Origin of the sequence: Paenibacillus sp. OV219 (assembly GCF_900110075.1) — a bacterium.
GTDB lineage: Bacteria > Bacillota > Bacilli > Paenibacillales > Paenibacillaceae > Paenibacillus_Z.
This window is the reverse complement of the sequence record NZ_FOCJ01000003.1, coordinates 370,249-393,279: the sequence shown is the minus strand read 5'-3', so window position 1 is coordinate 393,279 and position 23,031 is coordinate 370,249. Positions and strand designations below refer to the sequence as shown.

The 23,031-nt window shown below is 49.7% G+C and carries 17 protein-coding genes; 1 reads left to right on the top strand and 16 read right to left on the bottom strand.

Annotation, left to right across the window (positions count from 1 at the left end):
• Positions 1 to 476 precede the first annotated feature (476 nt).
• The 7 genes from BMY11_RS11445 to BMY11_RS11415 form a co-directional block, all read right to left on the bottom strand.
• Entirely contained in the window at positions 477 to 4,613 is a 4,137-nt protein-coding gene (locus tag BMY11_RS11445; protein ID WP_143069247.1) for an S-layer homology domain-containing protein, read from the bottom strand.
• Between the two features lie 158 nt (positions 4,614 to 4,771).
• Positions 4,772 to 5,905, bottom strand: a complete 1,134-nt coding sequence (locus BMY11_RS11440) for a glycosyltransferase family 4 protein (RefSeq protein ID WP_090575413.1) — start codon at positions 5,903 to 5,905, stop codon at positions 4,772 to 4,774.
• A 231-nt stretch (positions 5,906 to 6,136) separates the two neighbouring features.
• A complete protein-coding gene (csaB, locus tag BMY11_RS11435) occupies positions 6,137 to 7,330 on the bottom strand; it encodes a polysaccharide pyruvyl transferase CsaB (RefSeq protein WP_090575411.1) in 1,194 nt (397 codons plus the stop codon).
• The gene (locus tag BMY11_RS11430; RefSeq protein WP_090575738.1) at positions 7,279 to 9,387 is read right to left on the bottom strand and encodes a DUF5693 family protein; all 2,109 of its coding nucleotides are present in this window, start codon (positions 9,385 to 9,387) and stop codon (positions 7,279 to 7,281) included. The genes csaB and BMY11_RS11430 overlap by 52 nt, the downstream gene beginning before the upstream one ends.
• 25 nt (positions 9,388 to 9,412) lie before the next feature.
• A complete protein-coding gene (locus BMY11_RS11425; protein WP_090575408.1) occupies positions 9,413 to 11,116 on the bottom strand; it encodes a phospho-sugar mutase in 1,704 nt (567 codons plus the stop codon).
• A gap of 54 nt (positions 11,117 to 11,170) precedes the next feature.
• Positions 11,171 to 11,599 carry a 3-hydroxyacyl-ACP dehydratase FabZ gene (gene fabZ, locus BMY11_RS11420; protein ID WP_090575405.1) on the bottom strand — a complete coding sequence of 143 codons (429 nt, stop codon included), beginning with the start codon at positions 11,597 to 11,599 and terminating at the stop codon, positions 11,171 to 11,173.
• Positions 11,600 to 11,752: 153 nt separating this feature from the next.
• Positions 11,753 to 12,334 (bottom strand): CDP-alcohol phosphatidyltransferase family protein, encoded by a 582-nt coding sequence (locus BMY11_RS11415; protein ID WP_090575402.1) that lies wholly within the window; start codon positions 12,332 to 12,334, stop codon positions 11,753 to 11,755.
• 280 nt (positions 12,335 to 12,614) lie between these two features.
• On the opposite strand from BMY11_RS11415, the gene BMY11_RS11410 reads away from it, so the two are divergent.
• Positions 12,615 to 14,792 carry an Ig-like domain-containing protein gene (locus BMY11_RS11410; RefSeq protein ID WP_090575399.1) on the top strand — a complete coding sequence of 726 codons (2,178 nt, stop codon included), beginning with the start codon at positions 12,615 to 12,617 and terminating at the stop codon, positions 14,790 to 14,792.
• Positions 14,793 to 14,900: 108 nt separating this feature from the next.
• On the opposite strand, the gene BMY11_RS11405 is transcribed toward BMY11_RS11410, so the two are convergent.
• From BMY11_RS11405 to BMY11_RS11365, 9 genes are all read right to left on the bottom strand, one after another.
• The gene (locus BMY11_RS11405) at positions 14,901 to 15,203 is read right to left on the bottom strand and encodes a DNA-directed RNA polymerase subunit beta (protein ID WP_090575396.1); all 303 of its coding nucleotides are present in this window, start codon (positions 15,201 to 15,203) and stop codon (positions 14,901 to 14,903) included.
• A gap of 19 nt (positions 15,204 to 15,222) precedes the next feature.
• A complete protein-coding gene (locus BMY11_RS11400; protein ID WP_090575393.1) occupies positions 15,223 to 16,044 on the bottom strand; it encodes a flagellar hook-basal body protein in 822 nt (273 codons plus the stop codon).
• A 39-nt stretch (positions 16,045 to 16,083) separates the two neighbouring features.
• Complete coding sequence (locus BMY11_RS11395; RefSeq protein ID WP_090575390.1) at positions 16,084 to 16,950, bottom strand: flagellar hook-basal body protein; 867 nt, start codon at positions 16,948 to 16,950, stop codon at positions 16,084 to 16,086.
• 172 nt (positions 16,951 to 17,122) lie between these two features.
• On the bottom strand, positions 17,123 to 18,124 hold the full coding sequence (locus tag BMY11_RS11390) for a rod shape-determining protein (protein WP_090575387.1): 1,002 nt from the start codon (positions 18,122 to 18,124) through the stop codon (positions 17,123 to 17,125).
• A 103-nt stretch (positions 18,125 to 18,227) separates the two neighbouring features.
• Complete coding sequence (gene spoIIID, locus BMY11_RS11385; protein WP_090575384.1) at positions 18,228 to 18,515, bottom strand: sporulation transcriptional regulator SpoIIID; 288 nt, start codon at positions 18,513 to 18,515, stop codon at positions 18,228 to 18,230.
• Positions 18,516 to 18,710: 195 nt separating this feature from the next.
• Positions 18,711 to 19,445 carry a M23 family metallopeptidase gene (locus BMY11_RS11380; RefSeq protein ID WP_090575379.1) on the bottom strand — a complete coding sequence of 245 codons (735 nt, stop codon included), beginning with the start codon at positions 19,443 to 19,445 and terminating at the stop codon, positions 18,711 to 18,713.
• A gap of 102 nt (positions 19,446 to 19,547) precedes the next feature.
• Positions 19,548 to 20,687 (bottom strand): stage II sporulation protein D, encoded by a 1,140-nt coding sequence (spoIID, locus tag BMY11_RS11375; RefSeq protein WP_090575376.1) that lies wholly within the window; start codon positions 20,685 to 20,687, stop codon positions 19,548 to 19,550.
• A gap of 451 nt (positions 20,688 to 21,138) precedes the next feature.
• Complete coding sequence (gene murA, locus BMY11_RS11370) at positions 21,139 to 22,554, bottom strand: UDP-N-acetylglucosamine 1-carboxyvinyltransferase (RefSeq protein WP_090575373.1); 1,416 nt, start codon at positions 22,552 to 22,554, stop codon at positions 21,139 to 21,141.
• Between the two features lie 228 nt (positions 22,555 to 22,782).
• Entirely contained in the window at positions 22,783 to 23,031 is a 249-nt protein-coding gene (locus BMY11_RS11365; RefSeq protein WP_090575370.1) for a DUF1146 domain-containing protein, read from the bottom strand.

Genomic DNA, 23,031 nt, shown 5'->3' with positions numbered 1-23,031 from the left:
GCAGAGTTCGTATAAATAATGTCTGCAATTGCGCCCTTGTAGGAACTTGTCGCAGAAACTTGTAAACTGATGAATGCAAGAAAATTTTGGTAGAGTCTAAACACCACTTTAACATTATACAATGGGTGTTTTCTAGCGTAAAGAGCTATTTCATAATTAGTTCCAAAAGCTCTTATCCTGCTAGAACAACTTCCGTTGTGCTATGTTCATGTATTTAAACGCATGAGTTTCGGAAAAGTTGCGCAGTCTTTGAAAAAAGTTTTAATTTTTCCCGGCAACGTTACGATCCCGAATCTGTCGTTATGTATCATGAACTAGGACAACTTGTCTACCACGCCTCTTATTATAGACCGAATGTCCTAGATTCGTCACCAGAGAACATTTGCCATGTAAAGATAACTCTAGCAATCCCTAGAAGCGCTTGTAAGAACAAGAAGACTGCTCGGGAATTTCCCGAGCAGCCTGATGTCGCCAGATTAGTTCAGTTTAGGCAGACGCTTCAGATCAGCTAGCACTTTACCAAGAATAATAGCTGCATCGGAGCGTAGGAGGCTCGATTGCGGCTCAAATGCGTAGCCCTTCTTAGGGTCTTTGGAATCAAGAGGGGATCCTTGAATGTAGCCTTTCTTGGCAATTGCCGAAACAGCTGCTCTTGCATAATAATCAACTTCGCCGAAATCCTTGAACTGCTTCTCTAGCGCTTTGTTGATCTTAGTCGCGTCCGTATCAAGCTTCGAGTCAAGTGCTCTTGCAAGAATAACGGCCGCTTCCTGGCGAGATAAGTTATCGGATGGTGCGAATGTGCGCGGCTGTTTCCCTCGAATAATACCCTCTCGAGCTGCCGTTTCTACGTAACGATAATCCCATAACGCATCCGGATTCGTAATGGACGCCACATCATCGAAGTGCGACTTACCCAGTTCATAGTTGAGCGGTACATCGAGCGCCTTAACAAGCATGCGTGCAAACTCTCCACGGGAAACGTAGATGTTCGCACCGAACTCGTCAAGACCGGCCGAATTCATAATACCTTTTGCGTACATGGCTTCCATATAGTTACGTGCATATGGATGATCGCTCACATCGTTAAATCCATATACCATCTTCGCAACAACATAGTATCCAAACTGATTGAATGGAACTGTAACTGTATTCTTCTTGTTATCGACAACGCCGCCGAGGTTTTCCCAGTACTTGTTCTTCACATCGTAACGATAGACGGTAACGATCGTACCAACAGAGTCGCGCATACTTGGATCAAAGGATAGCGTCAACGAGCCGATCTTGGAAGTGACAAGCTCACGATCGTCCGGGCGCTCGTCATAAGTCGGAATCTTCGTTCCGTATGTGCCAATTGCACCTGGGAACTGATAAGGATCTACGCCAGTTGTTTGCGGATCGTACTTATCCGCTGAACTCATGTCATCTGCCAGACCAGCATCGATCCAGTAAACCGGACTCGCTTTGGTGAAACGAGACGGGAATGAGAATTTGAAGCGTGTGCCGAAGCTCTCCAGAATTCTGTCGAAGTTGCTTGGCAATGTCTCGAATTCGTGACGATCTACGACTCCATCTTCGCCGTTAGCAATGGCAAACAGCAGCTTATGTCCTGTGTAGATCTGATTCTTATACTTATCTGGCACATTGAAATCTCTGCGCGTTAACGTTGTGCCTTTCGGGAACGTGAGTGACAATGCATTGTCAAACACTTTATGCGAATTCTTCATCAATTGCATCAGCTCTGCCCCTGGAATGTTCGTAGGGGAGTACGTGATGTTGAAGTAATCTGTTGTCTTATCATTCTTGCTCTGAATCGTGAAGCTAATCTTGTTCACACCAGGCTTCAGATCTTCTACGGTCGCACGGAACGCGTCGTAATCACCGCCAGTCGCGCCTCCGCTGTTATCAGCGTCATACTTGATCTTCTCCGCTGTTACTTTGTTAATAACAACCGATTCCGCACTTGGTGCCTTAATGACAACTTCAACAAAGTTTTTGTTGATGATGCCCTTCGTAGGCAGCAATGGACGAATGATATCGTACGGCAATGCCGTCGGGTCAACTTCCAGCCGGTAGCTGGCACGCGGACCAGCCAATCCGCTGTTGTAAACATAGAAATTATATACGCTAGAGCTGCCGTTTGATAGCAGCTCCTGTGCTGGCAACAAGAACGAAAATGTCTGCGTGTTGACATCGTAACTTACTGATACTTTACCATCTGCCTCTGAATCCACACCTATATCTACTGGAGCCACATCAGGTCTTGTGCTGTCATAGATATGAAGCTTGTTTGTCAGATTCCAATAAATCGCGCCTTTTGTATCAATTGTGCTTTCGATCTTGAGAATGTAATTGGCTCTCAGGTCGATGTCAATTAAATCCACAGCAGCTGCAGCTACATCCACATCCGTACCTAAATCAAGAAAGTCAAACGACCCGAAAACCTTCATCTGTGATTTCTTCGTCGTATAAATACTGCCCTCAAGTGGGAAAGCAGAATCATCCGGTATCGGTGTCAAGCTATCCACACTGAACGGGAACACCCCAACCGTCGAATTCTTTGCTGGAATTTCCGGCAGGTTCGTCGGGTTCAAATAAATCTTGATGGTCTTCTCGTATGAGCTCTTCTTTCCCCGGTAGACAAACCGGATGGTATTCTCGCCTGATATGAGTGCATCGAAGACAGTCTGGCTGTATTGTCCAGAGTTGGCATCAGCCGGAATAAAGTCTGCTGCCGTGCCTCCATTAACATCTGCTTCACTGTTCTGCATCAACGTAATTGGCGTATTGTTCACGTAGAGGAAAATCGTCTGCGCCAATCCTGGTGTCAAGTTATCATAGACTATATCCGACAGGTTGCTAATGTTCTCAATATGGCCCGCCAAGTTGCTCAGTGAACCGAGTACGATTGTATTCGCGCGATCGTTTGCCGTCGTATCGTCTTCGATATTCATGTTATCGTATACAGATGTGTAGCTTACATATGGACCAAACAGCAGCGTCGGGGTTGATTTCGCCGCAATGCTATTACCGCCATCCAATGAAAATGCCATCGTCTGCGTACCTTCAAACGGCATCTTGGATACTTCATAAACGAGACGCGTAAATGATGTCAACACCCCATCAATGTACTTTTCTTCGGTTGTTACAGTGGTTGTCAGTGGAGCCCATTCGAAGCCGGAACCCAGATCATCGGCAGGTTTGCCATTAACGTCCGTTATCTCCCACACTTCAGGTATTGCACCGTTATCATTGCCAATCAAAAATTCGATAGCATATGGCATCGTGTACAGGCTCTTGCCATTCAATTCAACGCCTTCAATGTTATCGTAGTCAGCACCAGGCTTATAGCCGGGAAGGTAGTTGACTTGATAAATATAAGGCAGTGATCCGTCAATCACCTCGAACTTGAAGCTCGTTCCTTCTATTACATCCGAATTCGACAAGTAAGTCTTTTCTTCATTCTTTGCTGAGAACGTAAGTTTGTACTTGGCAAAGTCTAACGGATGCGCCAGAACCGCCAGTGCACTCTCATCAAGCGCGAACTCATAAGTAAAGAATGGTGCAGTAGGATCAGCTACGCCTACCAGTGTGCCTACAACACTGACACTGTCACCGATTACATCCGGAGCAGCAGGATCAGCATCCAGATTCTCCAGCTTGAATGTGATAGGAAGCGGATCATCTGGATTCGGATGCGGCTCGATAGTTCCGTTCTCTTCAAACCGTTTGTTCGGAACGATAACCTTACCGGTGAAAACCACCTGTGACACTGATCCGTCCTTGCCCTTCAGGAACTTCGGGCTTTTCTCAAGTGCGCTTACGTTCGTGTCTTGTCCAATGGTGACATCATAGAATGTAACATCACCGTTGTAGAACGCAATTTCACGTGTTGTTTCAATCGTCTGGTTCTGGTTCGAAACCTTAATGGTTACGAGGTTCTTCCCTTTTTGCAACGTAATCGGAGAAGCAGCGAAGGAATTATTATTCGTGCTATTAACCGCATAGGTGCGGCTCTTATCGTTGACAATTACCGTAACTTGACTTGAGTTAGGCGCGTTACCGGTAATGCTGATGTCTGCCGATGAGCGACCGCGGGAATATTGCGACTCTACGACCGTTGTGCCTGATTCTTTAATCGGGAAGTTGTTCCCATCCAGGCTTGCCGTCAAGTTATAGAAGAGCGGGCCGTTCCGATAATCAATATAAATCGAGCTTGATACGATACTTCCGCCTTGGATACCGGTGAATGTAATCCGGTTAATTCCTGGGAAAAGCTGCAGGTTATAAATTTGAAGGCTGGAGCCAGTTACATACAGATTACTTGTGAGGTTCTCACGCTTGTTCGTAACGGTCTCTTTCGTAGGGTCCAGATCGCCCTTCGTAATCTGATAGACACCATACGTTATCGAAGTCGGATTAACCCCATTGATGGAGCCCGTTAGATTAATCCGTTCGTCGGAAGTTGTACGCGGGTGAAGGGGATCATAACTTGCATCAGGAAATACGAAGCTTCCAGCTGGTGCTGCGGTTACTTTCGAAGTGCCGAGCGATGGAATCAGCTGGAGGAATAGTGCGAGCATCATTAGTATTATGCATAGTTTCTTACTCACGGTAAGCCTCCTCCAAAATGTGAACTGTTTCAGTCATTTCTGTACCTTAGTTATCGGTTGGAAGCAGAAGAAAGTTTAGCCTATTACAAACATGGAAACAGATGGAAATAAAAAAACCTTGGCTCCGACTGGAACCAAGGCTTCATGCGCATTTGTAATTATTTCGAACGAGACTGCTCTGTGCGAAGAATAATCCGTCGCAAGAAGTGAATCACCGGACGACGGGACTTGTCGACGATACCAATCAGCTCTGCGCCGATCTGGAGGACGAAGACAAGCACGAGGATAACACCGAACGTCACCCAGTTCGCTGCGTCGGACTGAACAACAGTCGACTGCAGAATCGCGCAAATACCGAATATCGAAGCAATTCCGTAAATGATCAGAACTGTGCGACGGTGGCTGAAGCCAAGCTCACGCAGACAGTGATGCAGATGACCCTTGTCCGGCGCGAAGATCGGTTTCTTGTTGACCCAGCGGCGTACGATCGCGAAGAACGTATCGGACAGCGGGACGCCAATGATTAGAAGCGGTGTAACGAAGGAAACCATGGTTACCTGTTTGAAGCCAAGCATTGAAAGTGTTGCCAGGGCAAACCCAAGGAACAGCGAGCCCGTATCACCCATGAAGATCTTGGCTGGGTGGAAGTTATACACCAGGAAGCCAATAACTCCGCCAAGTAGAAGCGTACAGAGCAGAATAACAGGTGCAAAGCCCAATATTGCAGCCATAACTAGAATCGTGCCAATTGCAATACCGGAAACACCAGCAGCAAGGCCATCCAAGCCGTCAATCAGGTTAATTGCGTTCGTTACGCCGACGATCCAGAGAATCGTAAGCGGGATGCTGATCCATGCCCCAACCGGCTGCATGGCTTCGCCGAACGGGATGTTAACGAGGTCGATCTTAACGCCGAAGCCAAAAACGACTACGCAAGCTGCAATGATTTGACCGAGCAGCTTTACTTTCGCAGAGAGCTCGAAACGGTCATCGAGTGCACCGATAATGACGATAATCGAGCCACCAGCCAGCAATGCGTTGATTAGTTTAAGATCGTAGCTGCGCAAGAGGCCTTCCGGAATGAAAGGCTGCAGCGCAAAGTATGCTCCAATAAACGCGCCATATATGCCTAGTCCGCCTAGTCGCGGCATAATTCTTGTATGAACTTTACGATGATTCGGCTTGTCAATTGCCCCAATCTTGTTCGCGAGTTTGATCACGAACGGGGTAAAAACAAGTGCAAGACACAGTGAAATGATAAATCCGATTGTATACAGAACGACCTGACTCATCTCCATCTCCCTTTCATAGCTATCGCCGGATTGAATTATACGCTCTTTGAAAAAGAAACACCATCCCCATTTTCAAGCAGTTTTCAGGAAAATTCCGCCCTTTTCGGCTGCTTGGCCGAGGTTTTCCGACATTTTCTTTCTCTCACAGCACTTTGTCACCCTTTTTCGGCGGGACTATTGCCCTATCGTGTCTGCAAACGCTGTCAGGGAGAAAGAATATCTACATATTGATTAACGTAAAATCGAAGCGATTTGTTTCGCTGGTCCTCGCGCTTCTTGTTTTAATTGAGCAATCGCAGCTTGGTGCTTAGCTAGCCAAGCAGCTGGATCGTCGAGCAGCTTGCTGATCGAAGCAACGAATGCGGCTGAATCAAGCGCTTCTGTCGTACCGACTGGCGTAAGACCGAGCCGATTCAAGAATTGATCGATCTTCGGATCGTACGACAGCCCAACCATCGGCACGGACTGGTTCGCGGCATAGATGAGCGCATGCAGTCGCATGCCGAACAAGGCATCGCAACGACTGACCTCCAGCAGCATCTGCTGCGGGTCGTCGCAGGCCTCGGCGATTTCGGCTACGCTCGCGCCGCCGAGATCGCCGAGCCGTTCGATCACCCATCGCGACGCCTCCGCGTCTGATGGGGTGTGGAACGGCAAGAAACGCAGCCGTACTGCCCGGCTGCGGGCCAGCGCGCCAAGCGCGTCCGCTGCGCGCGCCAGATCGGCACTATCCTTGCGCCAGTGGCGCAAGGACACGCCGATCACCGGCTGCGCCGGTGTGCCCACAGCAGCAGCCTCCCCAGCCGCTGCTGCTGCTGCCGTTTCCTCCGCCGCACGCACATGCGGCGGCGTAGCCGCTGCCGGGAGCGGCAGCGCCATGACCGGATCAGGTACAACGTTGATCCGGTCACGCGGCACGCCAATCCGCCCAAGCAAAGCGGCGGATTCGGCGTCGCGAACAGAAACATACGCGCTGCGGCGCATGACGCCGCGAATCAGCCGGTCCATCCACCGGCGATTCACAGGGCCTATGCCTTGCGCGTATGCAAATGTGGGCTTGCCTAGAAGCTGAGCCAGCTTCATGACGCCCGTATAATAAGGAATCGACTTGACGCCAGTTGCATCCTGCAGCAGACTGCCTCCACCGCTGATGAGACCATCGCTCGAGCGAATTGCGCGGACGATCTCACCAAGCTTCATGCGATGTACAGCCTCTACACCGTACATCTCAGTAGTCCAAGCGGGGTCGACTGTCAGCACGATGGGCACAATGCGAAGCCCTTGCTTCGCGCCTTCTTCCTCGAGCGCGAACAAGATCGACTTCAATACAGCTTCATCGCCGCTATTGCGGAAGCCATAGTAACCGGAAATAACTATACGCCGGACTTGTAGCCCTGTTTCATCTGTGCGATTCGTGGTGCCCATCGTTTCCAAACCCCTTCCCCTACCTGCCAAATACCAATCAGAACAAGACCGATAATCAGGCCTAATACGAGGCCGAGCACGTCACGGATGAGCGAAATCGGAATTGGCGTATGAATATGTGCGAACGTATCCACCATGGACAGCTGCCCAATCGTTCCTACAATAAACAATACCCACGCCGCGCGATAACGAAGCGCCAGGAATAGTCCCAAGAAGAAGAGTGGATGCGCCAATAGGAATTCTTTCGTCCGCGGACGAACCCCGAACGTATTCTCCAGCACATTGCGGAACATCAGCTCCGCCGATGAAGCTGTTCCGGCGTTGCCGGTACGAGACAGGTAGTAAAGCGCCATAACGCCTAGCACAGCCGCAACAGCAACCCAAAGCACTGTAATCTGCATGGAAAGCAGCTTACGGATGTTGCCGACAACACTCTCACCGGTGTACAGGAACAGATAAATCGCCACAAGCGCAATTGGAGCCAGATGAAGCAGGCTTACGCCGCGGAACTGTTCGAGCACGAGCTGGTACGTAATGTTATTGAGCAAACCAATAATAAACGCGATACCGCATAACGAAATAATAGATGTCATCACGAATAGCGTGAGCGCCATCGTGAAGCGGCGTCCTGCAGTAAGGCCAGGGAAGATCCAACGCATGCCACCATCGTTATTGCGGGCATTGTCCACTGTACCGCTAACGGCTCTGCGGTTGCCAATGGTATGCGCTCGTACACGCCGGATTGCCCAGATAACCGCGAGTGTCGGCGCACTAATCGCTGCGCCGAGCGCCAAGCCCTGCTCAAACATCGACTTCGACAGCACATACAAACCGGCGCTGCCTACGAGTCCAATTGCAAAGACCGGAATCGCCGAGCCCGGGATATACGCGCTAACGAGAAGCGCAATAATTGCAATTGCGCCAAGCGCCGTAATCGCCTTAAACGGCTTATGCCATGCTGGTGAATCATACGTAAATGGCTGAGCGCGATCGACTGTCAAACCCAGGTCATCCATTTTGTCGAGAATGCCGTCCTTATTCTGCATCGCATCATAGATGTTCTGCATCGGATCAGTGATGATTGATTTCGCCGCTTTGCTTATTGGCGATACATTAATGTAGAACATCCGAATGCTGCGGTCTTTCGCCGCCAGATGGAACCGATCCGTAATTTCCTCTGGCTTCATCGAATACGCGCTCGCATCCGATAGCGAAAGAAGGCGAACAACATTATAGTGGGTCAAATGGCTTAAAGTAGCCAGACCCTTCTGAGGATTAGAATTCTCAATTGTAACGATTCCAATTCCATGTTTGTTCAGAATGTCTGCGAATGCGTTAATGCTATGCAGCTCTGCATTATCCGCATATCCCTTCACAGCGTCTCCATCGAACAAGATCCGGTCGACACCCATCGCTTCGTAAGACGCCATCATCTTGTCCACTTCTGCCGCATCGAACGGAATCCGGTCAGACAATCGCGGGACGATGTTGAGGCCCGCGTCCTTAATCATTTCAAGAGCGCTTTGATCTGGCTCCATCGCCTTCAACATAGCTTCCTCAATTGGCGTCTCCAGGACTATGCCTTTGCTTCCGGCGTATTCCCAACTGGAGATAGGAATGTTCCACTTACGGAATGTTGCTTCAATAACTGGACGAAGTGCCGCATCATCCTTCTCGCTTGCGAACAGGATGTATGTATAGTTCTCGTCATCGTTCAGCGGCTTGCCTTGCAGCTGCATAACGCCTGTCGAGGAGTAGAGCGAGAGATGCCCCGCCCAGCTCAGCTCCTGCAGTGATGTTTCAAATACAGCCATCGAGTTGATGCCGGCTGCTTTGATATTCTTCAATTCATCATGAATATATTGCTGAGGATGAACCTTGTAAGCCGCAACCTGCAGCAGGTCCCTGTAGTCAAGCACGAACTCCACATGCTTGGAGGTGTTCTCCACCTTCCAACGCTCTGCACCGATCGGCACAGCTGAAATAACGCCCAGTATAGTTAGCACACATAGTACCCATGTTGCTTTACGATTCCATTGAAGCCACTTTTGAAGCACGCCTTCCACTCCTTAATCTCTCTGTTTAAGCCTGTTGATCTACACGTTCCATAACCTGCTGTGTCAGAAGGGAAATCGCCGATTTCGCCTCTGGCATCGAGCTCGCACAAACGGCAAAATACACTTTAATCTTCGGCTCCGTACCTGACGGACGCAAGCAGAACCACGAGCCGTCCTCAAGCAAATATTTCAACACATTCTCCGGAGGCAGACCGCCTAAGCCCGGCAGATAGTCCTGCACCTGCTTCACGCGAATGCCCGCAAGCTCAGCAGGAGGATTGCTGCGCCAATCTTCCATAATCGCAGCGATCTGCTGTACCCCATCTACACCTTTCAGCGTACGGGATTCCAGGTGTTCGAGGTAATTGCCGTGCTTCGCATAGAGCTCATTCAATACGTCATACAATGTCAGACCTTTGCTCTTATAATAAGCAGCTGCTTCGCAAATCAACATCGAAGCGATAACCGCGTCTTTGTCACGCGCATAAGTACCAGCCAAATAGCCGTAGCTCTCCTCGTATCCGAAGAGGAAAGTTCGCTCCCCGCTATTCTCGAACTGGGTCATTTTCTCACCGATATATTTGAAGCCGGTCAATGTATTGATGACTTCCGCTCCGTAAGATTCGGCGATATCCGCACCCATCTCGCTCGTTACGATCGTCTTGATCACAACACCGTTCGAAGGCAGCTCTCCGCGCTCCTTAAGCGAGCTGAGCAAATAATTAACCATAATCGCACCAGACTGGTTGCCTGTCAGCACCACATATTCGCCTTCGTTATTACGGACAACCGCGCCCATCCGGTCGCAATCCGGATCCGTGCCGATAATAATGTCGGCGCCGATCTCTTGGCCAAGCTTAATCGCCAGCGTGAAAGCTTCGCGCTCCTCCGGATTCGGTGACTTCACCGTGTTGAAATAGCCATCTGGCTGCTCCTGCTCCGGTACAATATGTAGATTAGATAAGCCTACTTGCTTTAACACTTCACGCACCGGCATATTGCCAGCACCATGCAGCGGAGTATAGACAACCGTCAACGCCTCGCCGAGGCCGTTCTTCAGGTTCTCACTATTCAAGCTTTGTGCAGCAACCGTCTCAATATACGCACGATCCTCTGTCTCGCCTAGCCAGTTAAGCAAGCCCTTCGCTTCCGCCTCTTCACGGCTGATCCTCCGAACTTGATCGAAGCCGCTTATTTGCTGAATCGCAGCAATGACCTGCTCAGCATCTGCCGGCACGAGCTGACAGCCATCAGAGCCATAGGCCTTATAGCCGTTATATTCTGGCGGATTATGGCTTGCCGTAATGACAATGCCGCTAGTCGCGCCAAGCGCGCGCACCGCGTAGGACAATTGAGGAGTCGGACGAAGCGCCTTAAACACATGCGCCGTTACTCCATTCCCAGCCAACACGAGCGCAGCATCAAGGGCAAACTCAGGCGAGTTGTTGCGTGAATCATAGGCAATAACAACCGATGGCGAGCCGCCTCTGCTCAGCACCCAATTCGCAAGACCTTGCGTCGCTTTGCCTACAGTGTAGCTATTCAGCCGGTTCGTCCCTGCGCCCATGACACCGCGCAGACCGCCTGTTCCGAACTCAAGCTCGCGATAAAAGCGATCCTCAATCTCCTTATCGTTGCCTTGCAACGCAGCCAGTTCTTGTTTTGTTATCTCGTCAATAAGCGGATCGTTAAGCCATGCCTGATAACGTTCTTCTGCCATATGATTCATTCGAAAACATCCTCTCTCCACATTAGATGTCTATTTCAAGAAGGCAGCGGGTGCTTACGCGTCTTTAAGCGCAAACATAATTTCGCCTTCGGCAACCACTTTATCGCCAACCTTCGCGACAGCCTGTCCTTTGCCAATCATGCCTTTGAGGCGCGTAATTTCCACTTCTAATATAAGTGTGTCGCCAGGAACGACCTGACCGCGGAAACGGAAGTTGTCAATGCCAGCGAAGAAGCCGATTTTGCCGCGGTTCGCTTCGACTTTTAGAATCGCAACGCAGCCGACCTGTGCAAGCGCCTCTACAATAAGGACGCCCGGCATAACCGGATATTGCGGGAAGTGGCCTGTGAAGAACGGCTCGTTCATCGTTACGTTCTTAATACCGACAGCGCGTTTGCCGTCTTCCACCTCTAAAATCCGGTCCACCAGCAAGAACGGCGGGCGGTGCGGAATGATTTCCTGAATTTGAACAATATCTAACATGCAAATTGACTCCCTTCAGTCAGTTGTAATAAATTACATGGCAATGTGTCACAATAAACTCATCCTTCGCGAAACTGCAGTCGTGGAGGTTAAGATAAGGGAGATTGGCCGCTATTGCCACTTAAGGGGGCAGCAGCGTCCAGTCTCCTTTTTTTACAATTTAGCTTGTTTCGAATCGTTATGCGATCCTCCGCTCGGTACCGCTCCTGCGTCCGCTTCTTCGTCTTTATTCAGTGCGACAAACAAGAAAATGTAGATGAACGAGGTAACGAACGAGAACGCAATGACGCCCCATAAATAAGTACGGGCAAACGGCATTTCAAAGAAAATAAATAGAATAGCCAAGTAATACAGAATGGTCGTCAGCTTGCCCATCCAATTGGCAGGCACCGTCTTCTTCCCCCGAAAGTGAAAGAACGCCGATCCCACAATCATCCCTGCATCGCGGATAAAAATAGCCGCACCTGCACTCCATGGAATATGCCCGGTAATGAGAAGCGACAAGATGACCGTAATCATCATCGTCTTGTCTGCAAGCGGATCGAGCATCGACCCTACCATCGTGACCTGACCGTACTTACGCGCCAAATAACCGTCTAAAATATCGGTAAGACCGGCGATGACGATAACAAGAAATGCCCATTTCATATGACCCGATGTATCTGATGCAAATACTGCGATGTATACGGGAACTAATGCAAATCGAAGCATCGTGAGCAAATTAGGCAAATTCAACCGTTAGGCCCCCTTACCTGGTAACCGACTTGAAGCCTCAGAGATTCTTACCCATTATACCTCTACACTGGAAAAAATAAAACTATCGTACCAGTACCTGTATGCTGTGTTCCTTGCCATTTCCCCCACTGTAAACCATCGCATTTCTTCCCCAGGCAACTAAATTTGGAAATGGTTCTGTCGCACCTTCAAAAACATGCCGCTAAAGCCGTTAACTATAGAAGAAGCAGATGAACACGAGTGAACAAGAAATTAACGTATCTGGAGGTTGTAACACAACATGCGCATGAACAAGCACGCAGCACCTGCAAAGCATTTTCGCCCATGGCTCACGGTTATGCTGGCATTTGTCCTGACCTTCTCCTCCTTCGCAGGCATTGCGAATGCCGACGAGGTGGTCACCGCCATTAACTTCGACGACGCTCCGTCTTCGGCTGTCCTTTATGTCGATGATGACACCATTTCACTTCACGTAGATGCGACCATTCAAGGCGCAACTTCTGTTAAGGACGTCACAGCGGATTCCACCTGGACATCCTCAAGCAGCTCAGTTGTGAAAGTAAGCGGAGGCGTACTTACTGGTTTGACCAGCGGAACCGCAACGATTACCGCTACTTATAAAGGATATAAGGCAACGCTCCCCGTTACAGTTAAGTATTTGTATGACAAAGTTACACTTACTGACGGCAGCACCGACTTGCCAGTCACTGCCTCTGTTAATTTGGGTGATACACTGGACTATAAGCTGATCGGTGCGAGCAGCGGGCAGTCCGATGAGGATGTAACGGACAATGCGACCTGGACTAGCCTTAACACGGCAGTTGCTACTGTTGATGATGGTACCGTTACATTGCTAAGTGCAGGCGAAACAACAATCGTAGCTAAGTATAAAGGGCGTTCGGATTCTATTAAGCTGACCGTTTCATCGCCTTTCAAATCCATTACCATTCCTACCGATGATGATCTATTGGAACTGCTCACGGGGGATGACCCGGTTACACTTGAAGCAAACGCGGAAACAATAGATGGAAGCACGATTCCGGTAGTAGACACCGCAACGTGGTTGTCGAGCAACACAGCTGTTGTTACGGTTTCCGGTGGTGTTGTGAAGCCTGTAGGTGCAGGTGTTGCAACGATCACAGCTTCCTATCTAGGTGCAAGCGGAACGCTTTCCGTAGTCGTTAGACCTGCTTATGAAGCGCTCAACCTGACGCCCAAAGAAGATATTCACTTGACCCTGCAGGATGCGTCGGTGGCACTCACTGCAGAAGCGCTTAAAGGATCAGCCTCCGCAGAGGATGTAACAGCTTCTGCGACTTGGACTTCCAGCAGCGTCTATGTTGCAACGGTTAAGAATGGCGTAATTACACCGAAGGGTGTAGGAACTACGGTAGTGAAGGCTACCTATAAAGGAATTTCCCAACAAGTTAATGTTACTGTATATCCAACGGTTACGAGCGTAAAAGCCGCTAAGGATACGCTTGATCCTTTCCTGGATGACACCGTTACATTACCGAATGTATCCGCGGTATCGATCTCCGGCGAGACCGTTGATGTCACGAACCTGACTAGCTGGACTAGCAGCGATACCGATATTTTTGACAAGGTTGACGGCAAATGGACAGCGAAGCAGCTCGGTACGGCTACACTTACCGGAACCATTCAAGCGAAGACGGTAACCATTACTGTCAATGTACATGAGAAACCTCTCCTGCTCACACCAGAGCAAGCTAATGTTTCTGTCGTAATCGGCAAAGAAGTTAAGCTGCCAGCCATTACGGTGACTTATGAGAGCGGCAATGAAGAAGATGTCACTAGCCTTGTAACATGGAAAAGCTCTTCCGCAAACCTGATTGTGAAGGCGCCAAATATAAGAGGCCTGCAAGCTTCGAGCGTTACGCTTACTGCTACTTATCTTGGCAAGAGCACGACCGTTCGTGTAACGATTGAAGAAGAAATTACGAAGTTGTTCGTTGATACCACAGTGATTACGCTAAATCCTAACCGGTCCAAGAGCGTGAAAGTAACCGGCATCTATAAGAGTGGCAAATCCGTCTCGTTGGCTGCCAAAATGAACTGGACGATTGACCCAGAAACAGTCGCGTCCGTTAAAGGCAGCACGTTTAAAGCATTGACTGAGGGCACAGCTAAACTCACCGGTACGTACCAAGGCAAATCGGTTGAAATTTCACTCTCTGTCGTTCCGAAGCTGAAGAAGCTAACTGCTTCTACGAAGACGTTAACCCTCGCGCCGGAAGGCAAAGAATCCGTAAAAGCATCTGCGGAATATGACGGCGGAAAAGTAACGGACATCACCAAGACAGCGACTTGGACAAGCGGCAACCCGAAAGTAGCAACTGTCGATGACGGCAACATTATTGCACTTGCGAAAGGCACGACGATTATCCGAGCCAATTATAACGGCAAGTCCGTAAGTATCCGCGTTTCTGTTAAATAACTACGCGAAAGAAGCCTCCTTTGGATTTTACATCAAAGGGGGCTTCTTTAATCCAAACGGTTTCAACCATATAAAAAAGCCTGCTCGTTACCGAGGCAGGCTCATCGCTTAATCCGCGAATACAAGATCGTACATATGTTTCCAGGTCTCAATCTCAAACACTTCATCCCCTGGGCGTTTGCCTAGGATCACGTAGCCAGCGTACATGCCGCCTAGAATGGCTGCTACACACAACACGGGAACAACAAGCGCTCGCAGTGTCCATAGCAGTACTCGCAATGCGGGATTACGCTTCTTCCGCTGCTTGCCCTGCGCAGCTTCACGCTGAGCGTTAGCCGTTTGACGAGACTGATCTTTGACAGGTACTGCAGCAGCTTCTAAACCGGCCGCTGTTTCTTTCCTTGAATCCATATTCGCAATCACTCATTTCCTAAGCGCGCAAATTGTTCGCGAGGCCCAACATCGTATCGCTCGATGTCACTGCTTTCGCACTGAGCTGGTAAGCTCGCTGCACACTAATCAATTCTGTCATCTCGTCTGCCAAGACAACGTTCGACTGCTCCAGAAAGCCTTGCTTAATCGCAATTTTATTCTCAGCGTTTGCTGCAACAGGATGGAGAACATCAATGACGTTCACGCCATCGCCAATGGCGAACAGGTTATCTGCCACTTGAGAGAGCAAAGCAGGTTTGTCTACCTGTACAAGCTTAAACTGTCCTAATGTTACAATTTCGCCTGTTGTTCTCGTACCGACAACTTTACCTTCCGCATCAACACTGACCATCTTCATATTCGGTGGAATCTCAATCGGATTGCCGTTCACCGATGAAACCGGGTAACCTTCTTTGGTTGTCAATATATTACGACCGTCTTGCGTTAGTGAAGACTGGAACGATCCGCCGCGGGTATAGCCGAGGTGACCGGAATCATCGACCGTGACTTCGAATAGAGCATTACCTTCAATCGCGACGTCAAATGGTTGATCCGTCTGCTGAAGTGGTCCTTGCGAGAAATCCGGTTGTACCATCGTCAGACGCGAACCCCAGCCTTGGCTGAAGCCGAGTGGCGTTAAGCGGCCCGGTTGATTGAACGCTTCCGGCTGCTTCTTCAGCGTTGTCAGCAGATCTTCAAACGTTCCTTGCTTTCGCTTGTAACCGACTGTATTCACATTGGCAATATTGTCAGCTAGCAAGTCCAGCTTCTGCTGCAGTCCATTCATGGACACCATTGCGTTAACCATCGAACTGTTCATCTAAGTTGCCTCCTCTGCCGGTCAGCCAGCATGCTATCCTTAAACTTTACCGATTTCATTAACTGCTTTGTCTAAGCTCTTATCGAAGAATTGAATCACTTTCTGATTCGCTTCATAAGCGCGGGACGCCGACATCAAATCAACCATGGATTGAGTGGCGTCCACGTTCGAGCGCTCGACATAGCCTTGGCGTACCTCAACGCGATCGGTCGCATCCAGCTCCCGAACGCCTGTCGTAACGTCCGGACCAAGCTTGAACTTACCATCCCCTTCACGAACGAGATCGTTAGGGTTGTCCACGCGAGTCACGAGCAGCTTGCCTGCGCTCTTGCCTGTCAGCGGGTCAACGAGCTGATTGTCTTTCGTCAGCGTCAGTGCATTGAGAGACATATCTGCTGGCAGCTGAAATGGCTGTCCGTTCGAGTCAAGGACACGTGAGCCGTCGGGTAATGTCAGGTAGCCCTCCCCATCCAGCTTGAACTGGCCGTCACGCGTATAGCGCGTCTCGCCATTCGTATTCTGAACGGTAAAGAAAGCTTGCGGCTGGAACACGATCTGGCCATCCGCAGTCACTGACTTGCCGGAGGAGTCAAAATTGATACCAGGCACTTCAATGTCGGATACAATCGCAAAGTCGCTAAAGCGGTTCGTCTGCATCATATCGCCTTGTTGGTTAATTTGCAGGCTTTCCTCAGCGAATACGCCCGTGCTTAGCTTGCCGATTGCTTGTCCGCCAGCATCCTTCGTGCCTGTCAGATGAAGCAGCATGTCCGGGAAAGAACGCGTGACAGCGTTCTTCTGTTTATAACCCGGTGTATTTAAGTTTGAAATATTATTCGTTATCGTATCATGTCGTTGCTGCTGCGAAATCATGCCCGCTGCAGCTGTATAAAGACCTCTTAGCATGGAGCCGTCCTCCTGTTGGTACATATCTATACCGTATATATCGGAACTTGCATCACTGCGTTGAAGAGGACGTCCACAAATCTTGTTATTTTTATATGAAGGTCGATATTCCTCAGCACGCCCCCCCAGGCGTCTTACCCGAACATCACCTGGACGTTAATGGGTACTCCAATTAGCGCTTGTCCCTGCGAGGTGAACGATCCAAGTAATCAAGCAGTAGACCTGTCCCTTTAACGACACAGTGCATCGGATCTTCGGCAATCAGCACCGGCACCCTCAGCTCATCAGCAAGAAGCGCATCCAATCCGCTAAGCAGCGCGCCGCCGCCAGTCAGAATGACGCCTCGATCGATGATATCAGCAGACAATTCCGGCGGTGTCCGTTCAAGCACTGATTTAGCCGCTGACACGATGGACGATACCGGCTCCCAAAGCGCTTCACGCACTTCTTCCGAATAAATCGTCACTGTCAGCGGCAAGCCAGTAACCATATCCCGTCCGCGAATGTCAATCTCTTCTCTGAAGCCATTGTCGTATACCGAACCGATCTTAATCTTAATATCTTCGCTCGTACGCTCACCAATCAGAAGCTTATACTTGCTCTTGATATATTTCATAATCGCTTCGTCGAACTTGTCCCCCGCCACTTTAATGGAGGAGGCGGTTACAACGTCGCCCATCGAAAGCACGGCAACATCCGTTGTTCCGCCACCAATATCAACGACCATATTGCCGCTCGGCTGGTAGATGTCCATACCTGCGCCGATCGCAGCAGCTTTAGGCTCCTCTTCGAGGAAGACATCCTTCGCGCCGCTGCGCTCTGCAGCTTCACGAATAGCCTTCTGCTCCACCGAGGTAATATTCGTAGGTGCACAAATAAGAATGCGAGGGCGGCTGTACCAGGAACGGCCGCCGACGCGGTCAATAAACGCTTTAAGCATAATTTCTGTAATCTCAAAGTCGGCGATAACGCCGTCTCTTAGCGGTCTGATGGCGATAATGTTGCCAGGAGTCCGTCCAACCATCCGATGCGCTTCTTCACCAACGGCAAGCACGCGCTTCGTCTCGCTTTCGATCGCGACGACCGAAGGCTCATCAAGAACGACGCCCCTCCCTCTAACATGAATGGAGACATTTGCAGTCCCAAGATCAATACCAATATCCTTGCTAAACATACGTCTGAAGTCCTCCAAGGCGAATAATAGTCGGTTTAATGTTCATCTTGTTTAGTATTCGCTAAAACGTGCGAAATTCCTCTATTCTTGTAGAAAAAATCGCTTACGATTTTGCGGCGGCGAGAACCTCGCGCTTGCGCCCAGAGCTCTTCTTATACTTGATTTTCGTCGCCTCTCCTCCCCTTAGGTGCCGGATCGACTTGTGGTATTCCAAAATGTGTTTAACCTGGTCAGCCAAATCAGGATTTATTTCCGGTAATCGCTCGGTCAAATCCTTATGGACTGTGCTTTTGGAGACGCCAAATTCCTTAGCGATCGTCCGCACCGTGTGCTTCGTCTCGACGATACAACGGCCGATTTTTATGGTCCGTTCTTTGATATAATCGTGCACGCTCCCGCCTCCCTACTCGAGATAGTTTGGTACAGTATATGAGGGGTACGGGTATATATTCTTTGTGTCCAAGCATGACAAGCAGGAGATGTGCAATTATTTTCAAAAAACCGATCCTAACCCTCATTTCACCTGCTTCAAAGTCGATAAAACACAAAAAAGAAGGCAAGGATAGCCCTGCCTTCTCTTCATATCTTAGTTCTCTGCGCTTGTGAGCAGCGTATTCGGATTAATCGCTTTGCCGTTCTGGCGCACTTCAAAGTGCAGGTGAATGCCAAGGTCTTTCTCGAGTTCACTCCGGCCAGCCTTCGCGATTACTGAGCCCTGCTTCACTTCATCGCCGACCTTCACTTGCAGATCGCTCAAGCTGTGGTAGATGGTCACAAGACCGTCCGCATGCTTGATCTCAACGATGTTACCGTTCAGCGGATGCTTCTCAGCGATAACGACACGACCGCTAAGCGCTGCCTTGACGTCAAATGGCTGATCGTTCTTGGCAAGGTCAATACCCATATTCGCCACGAACGTGTTACCCGACTGGATAACTGCCGCCACACGCTCATCGCTCGTTGCCTTCGAATCATAGTAGCCTGCGACAACATCCACTTGGCTGCGATCAGTTGGCCACTGCATAACTTCATTCGCGGAATCTTTCACAAACGGGTCATCTGCTGGCACCTGAACTTCGTCATCGCTTACCGCATTCGTACCTTGTGAATCTTCTATAGTGGTGCTGGCTGGTTTGTTACTAGTTTCTCCAGCTCCCCCATAGAGCCACATTAAGGTTACGATAATTGCTGCCGCGGCCAGAAACGCTGTAGGTGCTGCCCATTTCTTTGCTAGCAGCTTTCTCCAAGCAGACGGTTTTACAGTTTTGCCTCCCACTGAATTTTTGGGAGCCTCTTCATTGAACTTTGATTTATCACTCATAGTTCGATCACCTCACTAGCCATTGTTGCCACAACCTAGCAGTTTATACGTGAGGGATTCACATTTTTTGAGATTGTTAGAGTAGAACTACTAATGCTGCGGCTACTCTATTACACCGCTCGCCTGCTCCAGCTTCGTTCCCGTATAGTAGTGAGTAAGAATTTGAGACGCTGTTCTCCCTTCCATCGCCATCCCGTTCGCTCCCCACTGGCTCATGCCAACACCATGTCCATAACCGAATGTGGTAATCCGAACTTGATCGCCTATGATTGCCCAATTGAATTGCGAGGATGCAAGTCCTATCTTCTCTCGTATTTCTTTGCCGCTGAAATTCTCTCGTCCTATTCTTATTGTCTTGATGCGGTGGCCCGCCGTCGTATCCATAATGCGCATCTGGCGCACATCGTTTGCTTTCACACGAAGCTTGCGGCTGAAATCATCAAGATCCATTGTCGTTGTTTCTCTATAGTTAGGCGATATCGTCTTATCCCATGGACTAGCAACGCTTCTCAAGTAGGGCAGATCCAGACTCCAATAGTCAGACGCGTTCTCCGTATAACCATTGCTGGTCGAAAAGAAGGACGCCTCAATCGGATCGCCTTGATAAGTAACAATCTGCCCCTTTGTCTCCTCTACCGCTTCATTCAGCTTCTTCAAATTGGCTTCTTTCTCCTTCCCGCTCCAGCGCCCAATCAGCTCACCTAGCGGGATATACACCTGATTCTTGATCGTATCATCAACGTCCGCTTCGTCTGACGGCCCACTTGCCCCACCTGCCAACAGCCTTCTATAAATATACGTGCGTGCAGCAATTGCCTGAGCTTTGAGCGCCTCCAGTTCAAAATCAATCGGCATCTCTCCAGCCAGCACACCGCGCACATAGAGCTCGATTGGCATTTTCTCGACCCGCTTGTCCTCTGAGACGTAGACGTTAACCCAAAGCCGGTCATAGGCACTTAGCTTATTTTGCGCGTCCATAGCGGTGCTTGATACCGAAGCTTGTACAGATTTTGAGGGTACCTTTTTCTTTGAATCGGATTGCGGCTTGGGCGGCGCGGATTCCGTTACTTGCGTCAGCATACGCTGCTGCTCCCTTACCGCGGCTGACCGCAGCTCTGTTACGTAGACGATTCCTCGTACTAGCACGACTAGCAAGAGACCCCACATAAAGCCGATGACCCAATTCCTTGTCCGAATCCTCCGGCCGCTTATGCCTCCTGCCTTCCACTTGATCTGCTTCATCTCCCACTCCTTCCTAGGCTCCTACTCTCTTAACTGCTCTTGGTACAGTCTATGAAGTGGAAAAGTAGAATAGTACGGGAAAAGAGGCTGAACATTTGAACATATTGAAACTTAGGAGGGTCCCGCTGCGCGTACAGACCATTGTTCCGATCGCTGTTGTCCCCCGATTTCTTGGATTGTATTGAAGCTGAAACAGTAGAATTCCGGGGACAAAGGCGCAAATGATATATGTAGCTTAGGCAACGAATATCATTTCGCCTAGGCGACCGCTGAGCCCGAACCGTAATGCCGGAGTGATAGTCAAGCATAAGGTTCTGGGCAGGCTTCTCCACAACGATTCTGCCCGCTTCGCTTTCTCCCAAGCTTAAAGTTCAAAGTTCAACCTAAAAGAGAGCAGCAAAAACCCCATCTCCGAATGAAAGGAGATGGGGTTTGGGATGACCCTATAGTTTTAAGCCCAAGTAGGCTGTGCTTTCATGCGTGGTACTTCTTTCTCACGCTTCGCTACTGGCTCTTGAGACATTGCCGCCGCTACGATAACCGGCTCTGCTTCTTCAAGCGCAGCCGCAACCCCTTCAAGCACCTTGTAGATCGATGCAGGTGCTGGCATATCTTCTACACGGCTAATGTTAGCGCCTAGCGCTGCAAGCTTGCCGGTAATATCGACATAACCGCGGTCCACGTGGTGAAGTCCTGTAAGCTCAGTCTCGCCGTCTGCTGTAAGTGCTGCACACAGAAGCGCTGCGCCTGCACGGAGATCCGTCGCAGTTACTTTTGCGCCCGTTAATTGCGTGCTGCCACTGACGATTGCAGTGCGACCTTCGATCTTGATCTGAGCACTCATCTTCTGGAATTCCTCAACATGCATGAAACGGTTCTCGAACACCGTCTCCGTCACAAGGCTGGTGCCTTCAGCAACCATAAGAAGCGCCATCATCTGCGATTGCATATCTGTCGGGAACCCTGGGTATGGTAACGTCTTGACGTCAACCGACTTTAGCTTCTTCGGCGCTATAACGCGAAGACCATTGTCAGTCTCTTCAATGACGACACCCATTTCTTCAAGCTTGGAGATAACCGGCGTCAAGTGATCACAAATTGCGCCTTCAACATGTACATCGCCGCCTGTAATAGCTGCCGCGATCATAAACGTACCTGCCTCAACACGGTCCGGAATAACGGTATGACGAGCACCTTTCAGCTTCTCGACACCTTCAATACGAATAATGCCTGTGCCGGCGCCGCGAACCTTCGCGCCCATAGCGTTTAAGTAATTAGCCAAATCGACAATCTCCGGCTCTTTCGCCGCATTCTCAATTGTCGTCGTTCCTTCAGCAAGTGAAGCCGCCATCATGATGTTCTCTGTTGCACCAACGCTGGCGTAATCCAGATAAATCTTCGCGCCTCTCAGCTTGCCAGTCGAACGAGCTTCAATAAAGCCCTGACCGAGCACAATCTCCGCACCCATCGCTTCAAAGCCCTTCAAGTGCTGGTCGATAGGCCTTGTTCCAATTGCGCATCCGCCTGGAAGAGAAATTCTGACACAGCCGAGGCGAGCCAGCAAAGGTCCCATGACGAGAAACGATGCGCGCATTTTGCGTACCCATTCATATGGAGCTTCGAACGAAGTCAATTGCTCGGCCGAAATACGCATAATTTCATTGTCATATGTGAGCTTACCGCCGAGTGCGGCAAGCACTTGTTGAATTGTAATAACATCGTCAAGAAAAGGCACATCGTGAATGATACTTTCACCTTCGCTAGCTAGTAACGTGGCAGCGAGAATCGGTAATACGGCATTCTTAGCTCCGCTTACGCGAACATTTCCGGTTAGTCGCTGGCCGCCGCGGACGATTATTTTGCTCATCCTAGGTTTCCCTCCGCGTGCAGTAGATTCTTTTTCTTCCTTAGCGGGCAATTTATGGCACACCTGGCCCGCACCCAAAGTACATCTTACCACCTGCTTACACAAATCGACAAGCGTTATTTTCTACCTGTCGAAGGCGGTAATTTTAGCTCTTTTTTATAGGATTCGTAGCGAGTTGCAGATTTAATACCGTCATATTATACCCATTGTTGACATGTTTCCACCTTGTTATTCGACAATACCCTTCAGTTGGCCCGACCAGCCCCAATAATCGAGAATGAAGCCGGCAAAAGCATGACCGATAACGATTGCGAGCATAATTTGCAGCACACGCGCCTGCGTACTGCGCGGACGCTTAAGGATGGCATCCAGCTTCAACTCCTGAATGACGATCCAAGCGACCGCGATGCTGAACAGCTCGACAAGGATGGAGATCAGCGCATGAACGCCGGCATTTGCGGCGATTTGGTCCATCAT

What these genes read in the sequence shown, in the direction of transcription:
- BMY11_RS11440 (WP_090575413.1), bottom strand. Translation starts at nt 5,905, where the DNA reads ATGAGTCAGGTCGTTCTGTATACAATCGGATTTATCATTTCACTGTGT.
- BMY11_RS11410 (WP_090575399.1), top strand. Translation starts at nt 12,615, where the DNA reads ATGCGCATGAACAAGCACGCAGCACCTGCAAAGCATTTTCGCCCATGG.
- BMY11_RS11400 (WP_090575393.1), bottom strand. Translation starts at nt 16,044, where the DNA reads ATGAACAGTTCGATGGTTAACGCAATGGTGTCCATGAATGGACTGCAG.
- spoIID (WP_090575376.1), bottom strand. Translation starts at nt 20,687, where the DNA reads ATGAAGCAGATCAAGTGGAAGGCAGGAGGCATAAGCGGCCGGAGGATT.
- BMY11_RS11390 (WP_090575387.1), bottom strand. Translation starts at nt 18,124, where the DNA reads ATGTTTAGCAAGGATATTGGTATTGATCTTGGGACTGCAAATGTCTCC.
- BMY11_RS11380 (WP_090575379.1), bottom strand. Translation starts at nt 19,445, where the DNA reads ATGAGTGATAAATCAAAGTTCAATGAAGAGGCTCCCAAAAATTCAGTG.
- BMY11_RS11365 (WP_090575370.1), bottom strand. Translation starts at nt 23,031, where the DNA reads ATGATGGACCAAATCGCCGCAAATGCCGGCGTTCATGCGCTGATCTCC.
- BMY11_RS11405 (WP_090575396.1), bottom strand. Translation starts at nt 15,203, where the DNA reads ATGGATTCAAGGAAAGAAACAGCGGCCGGTTTAGAAGCTGCTGCAGTA.
- csaB (WP_090575411.1), bottom strand. Translation starts at nt 7,330, where the DNA reads ATGGGCACCACGAATCGCACAGATGAAACAGGGCTACAAGTCCGGCGT.
- BMY11_RS11395 (WP_090575390.1), bottom strand. Translation starts at nt 16,950, where the DNA reads ATGCTAAGAGGTCTTTATACAGCTGCAGCGGGCATGATTTCGCAGCAG.
- BMY11_RS11425 (WP_090575408.1), bottom strand. Translation starts at nt 11,116, where the DNA reads ATGAATCATATGGCAGAAGAACGTTATCAGGCATGGCTTAACGATCCG.
- murA (WP_090575373.1), bottom strand. Translation starts at nt 22,554, where the DNA reads ATGAGCAAAATAATCGTCCGCGGCGGCCAGCGACTAACCGGAAATGTT.
- fabZ (WP_090575405.1), bottom strand. Translation starts at nt 11,599, where the DNA reads ATGTTAGATATTGTTCAAATTCAGGAAATCATTCCGCACCGCCCGCCG.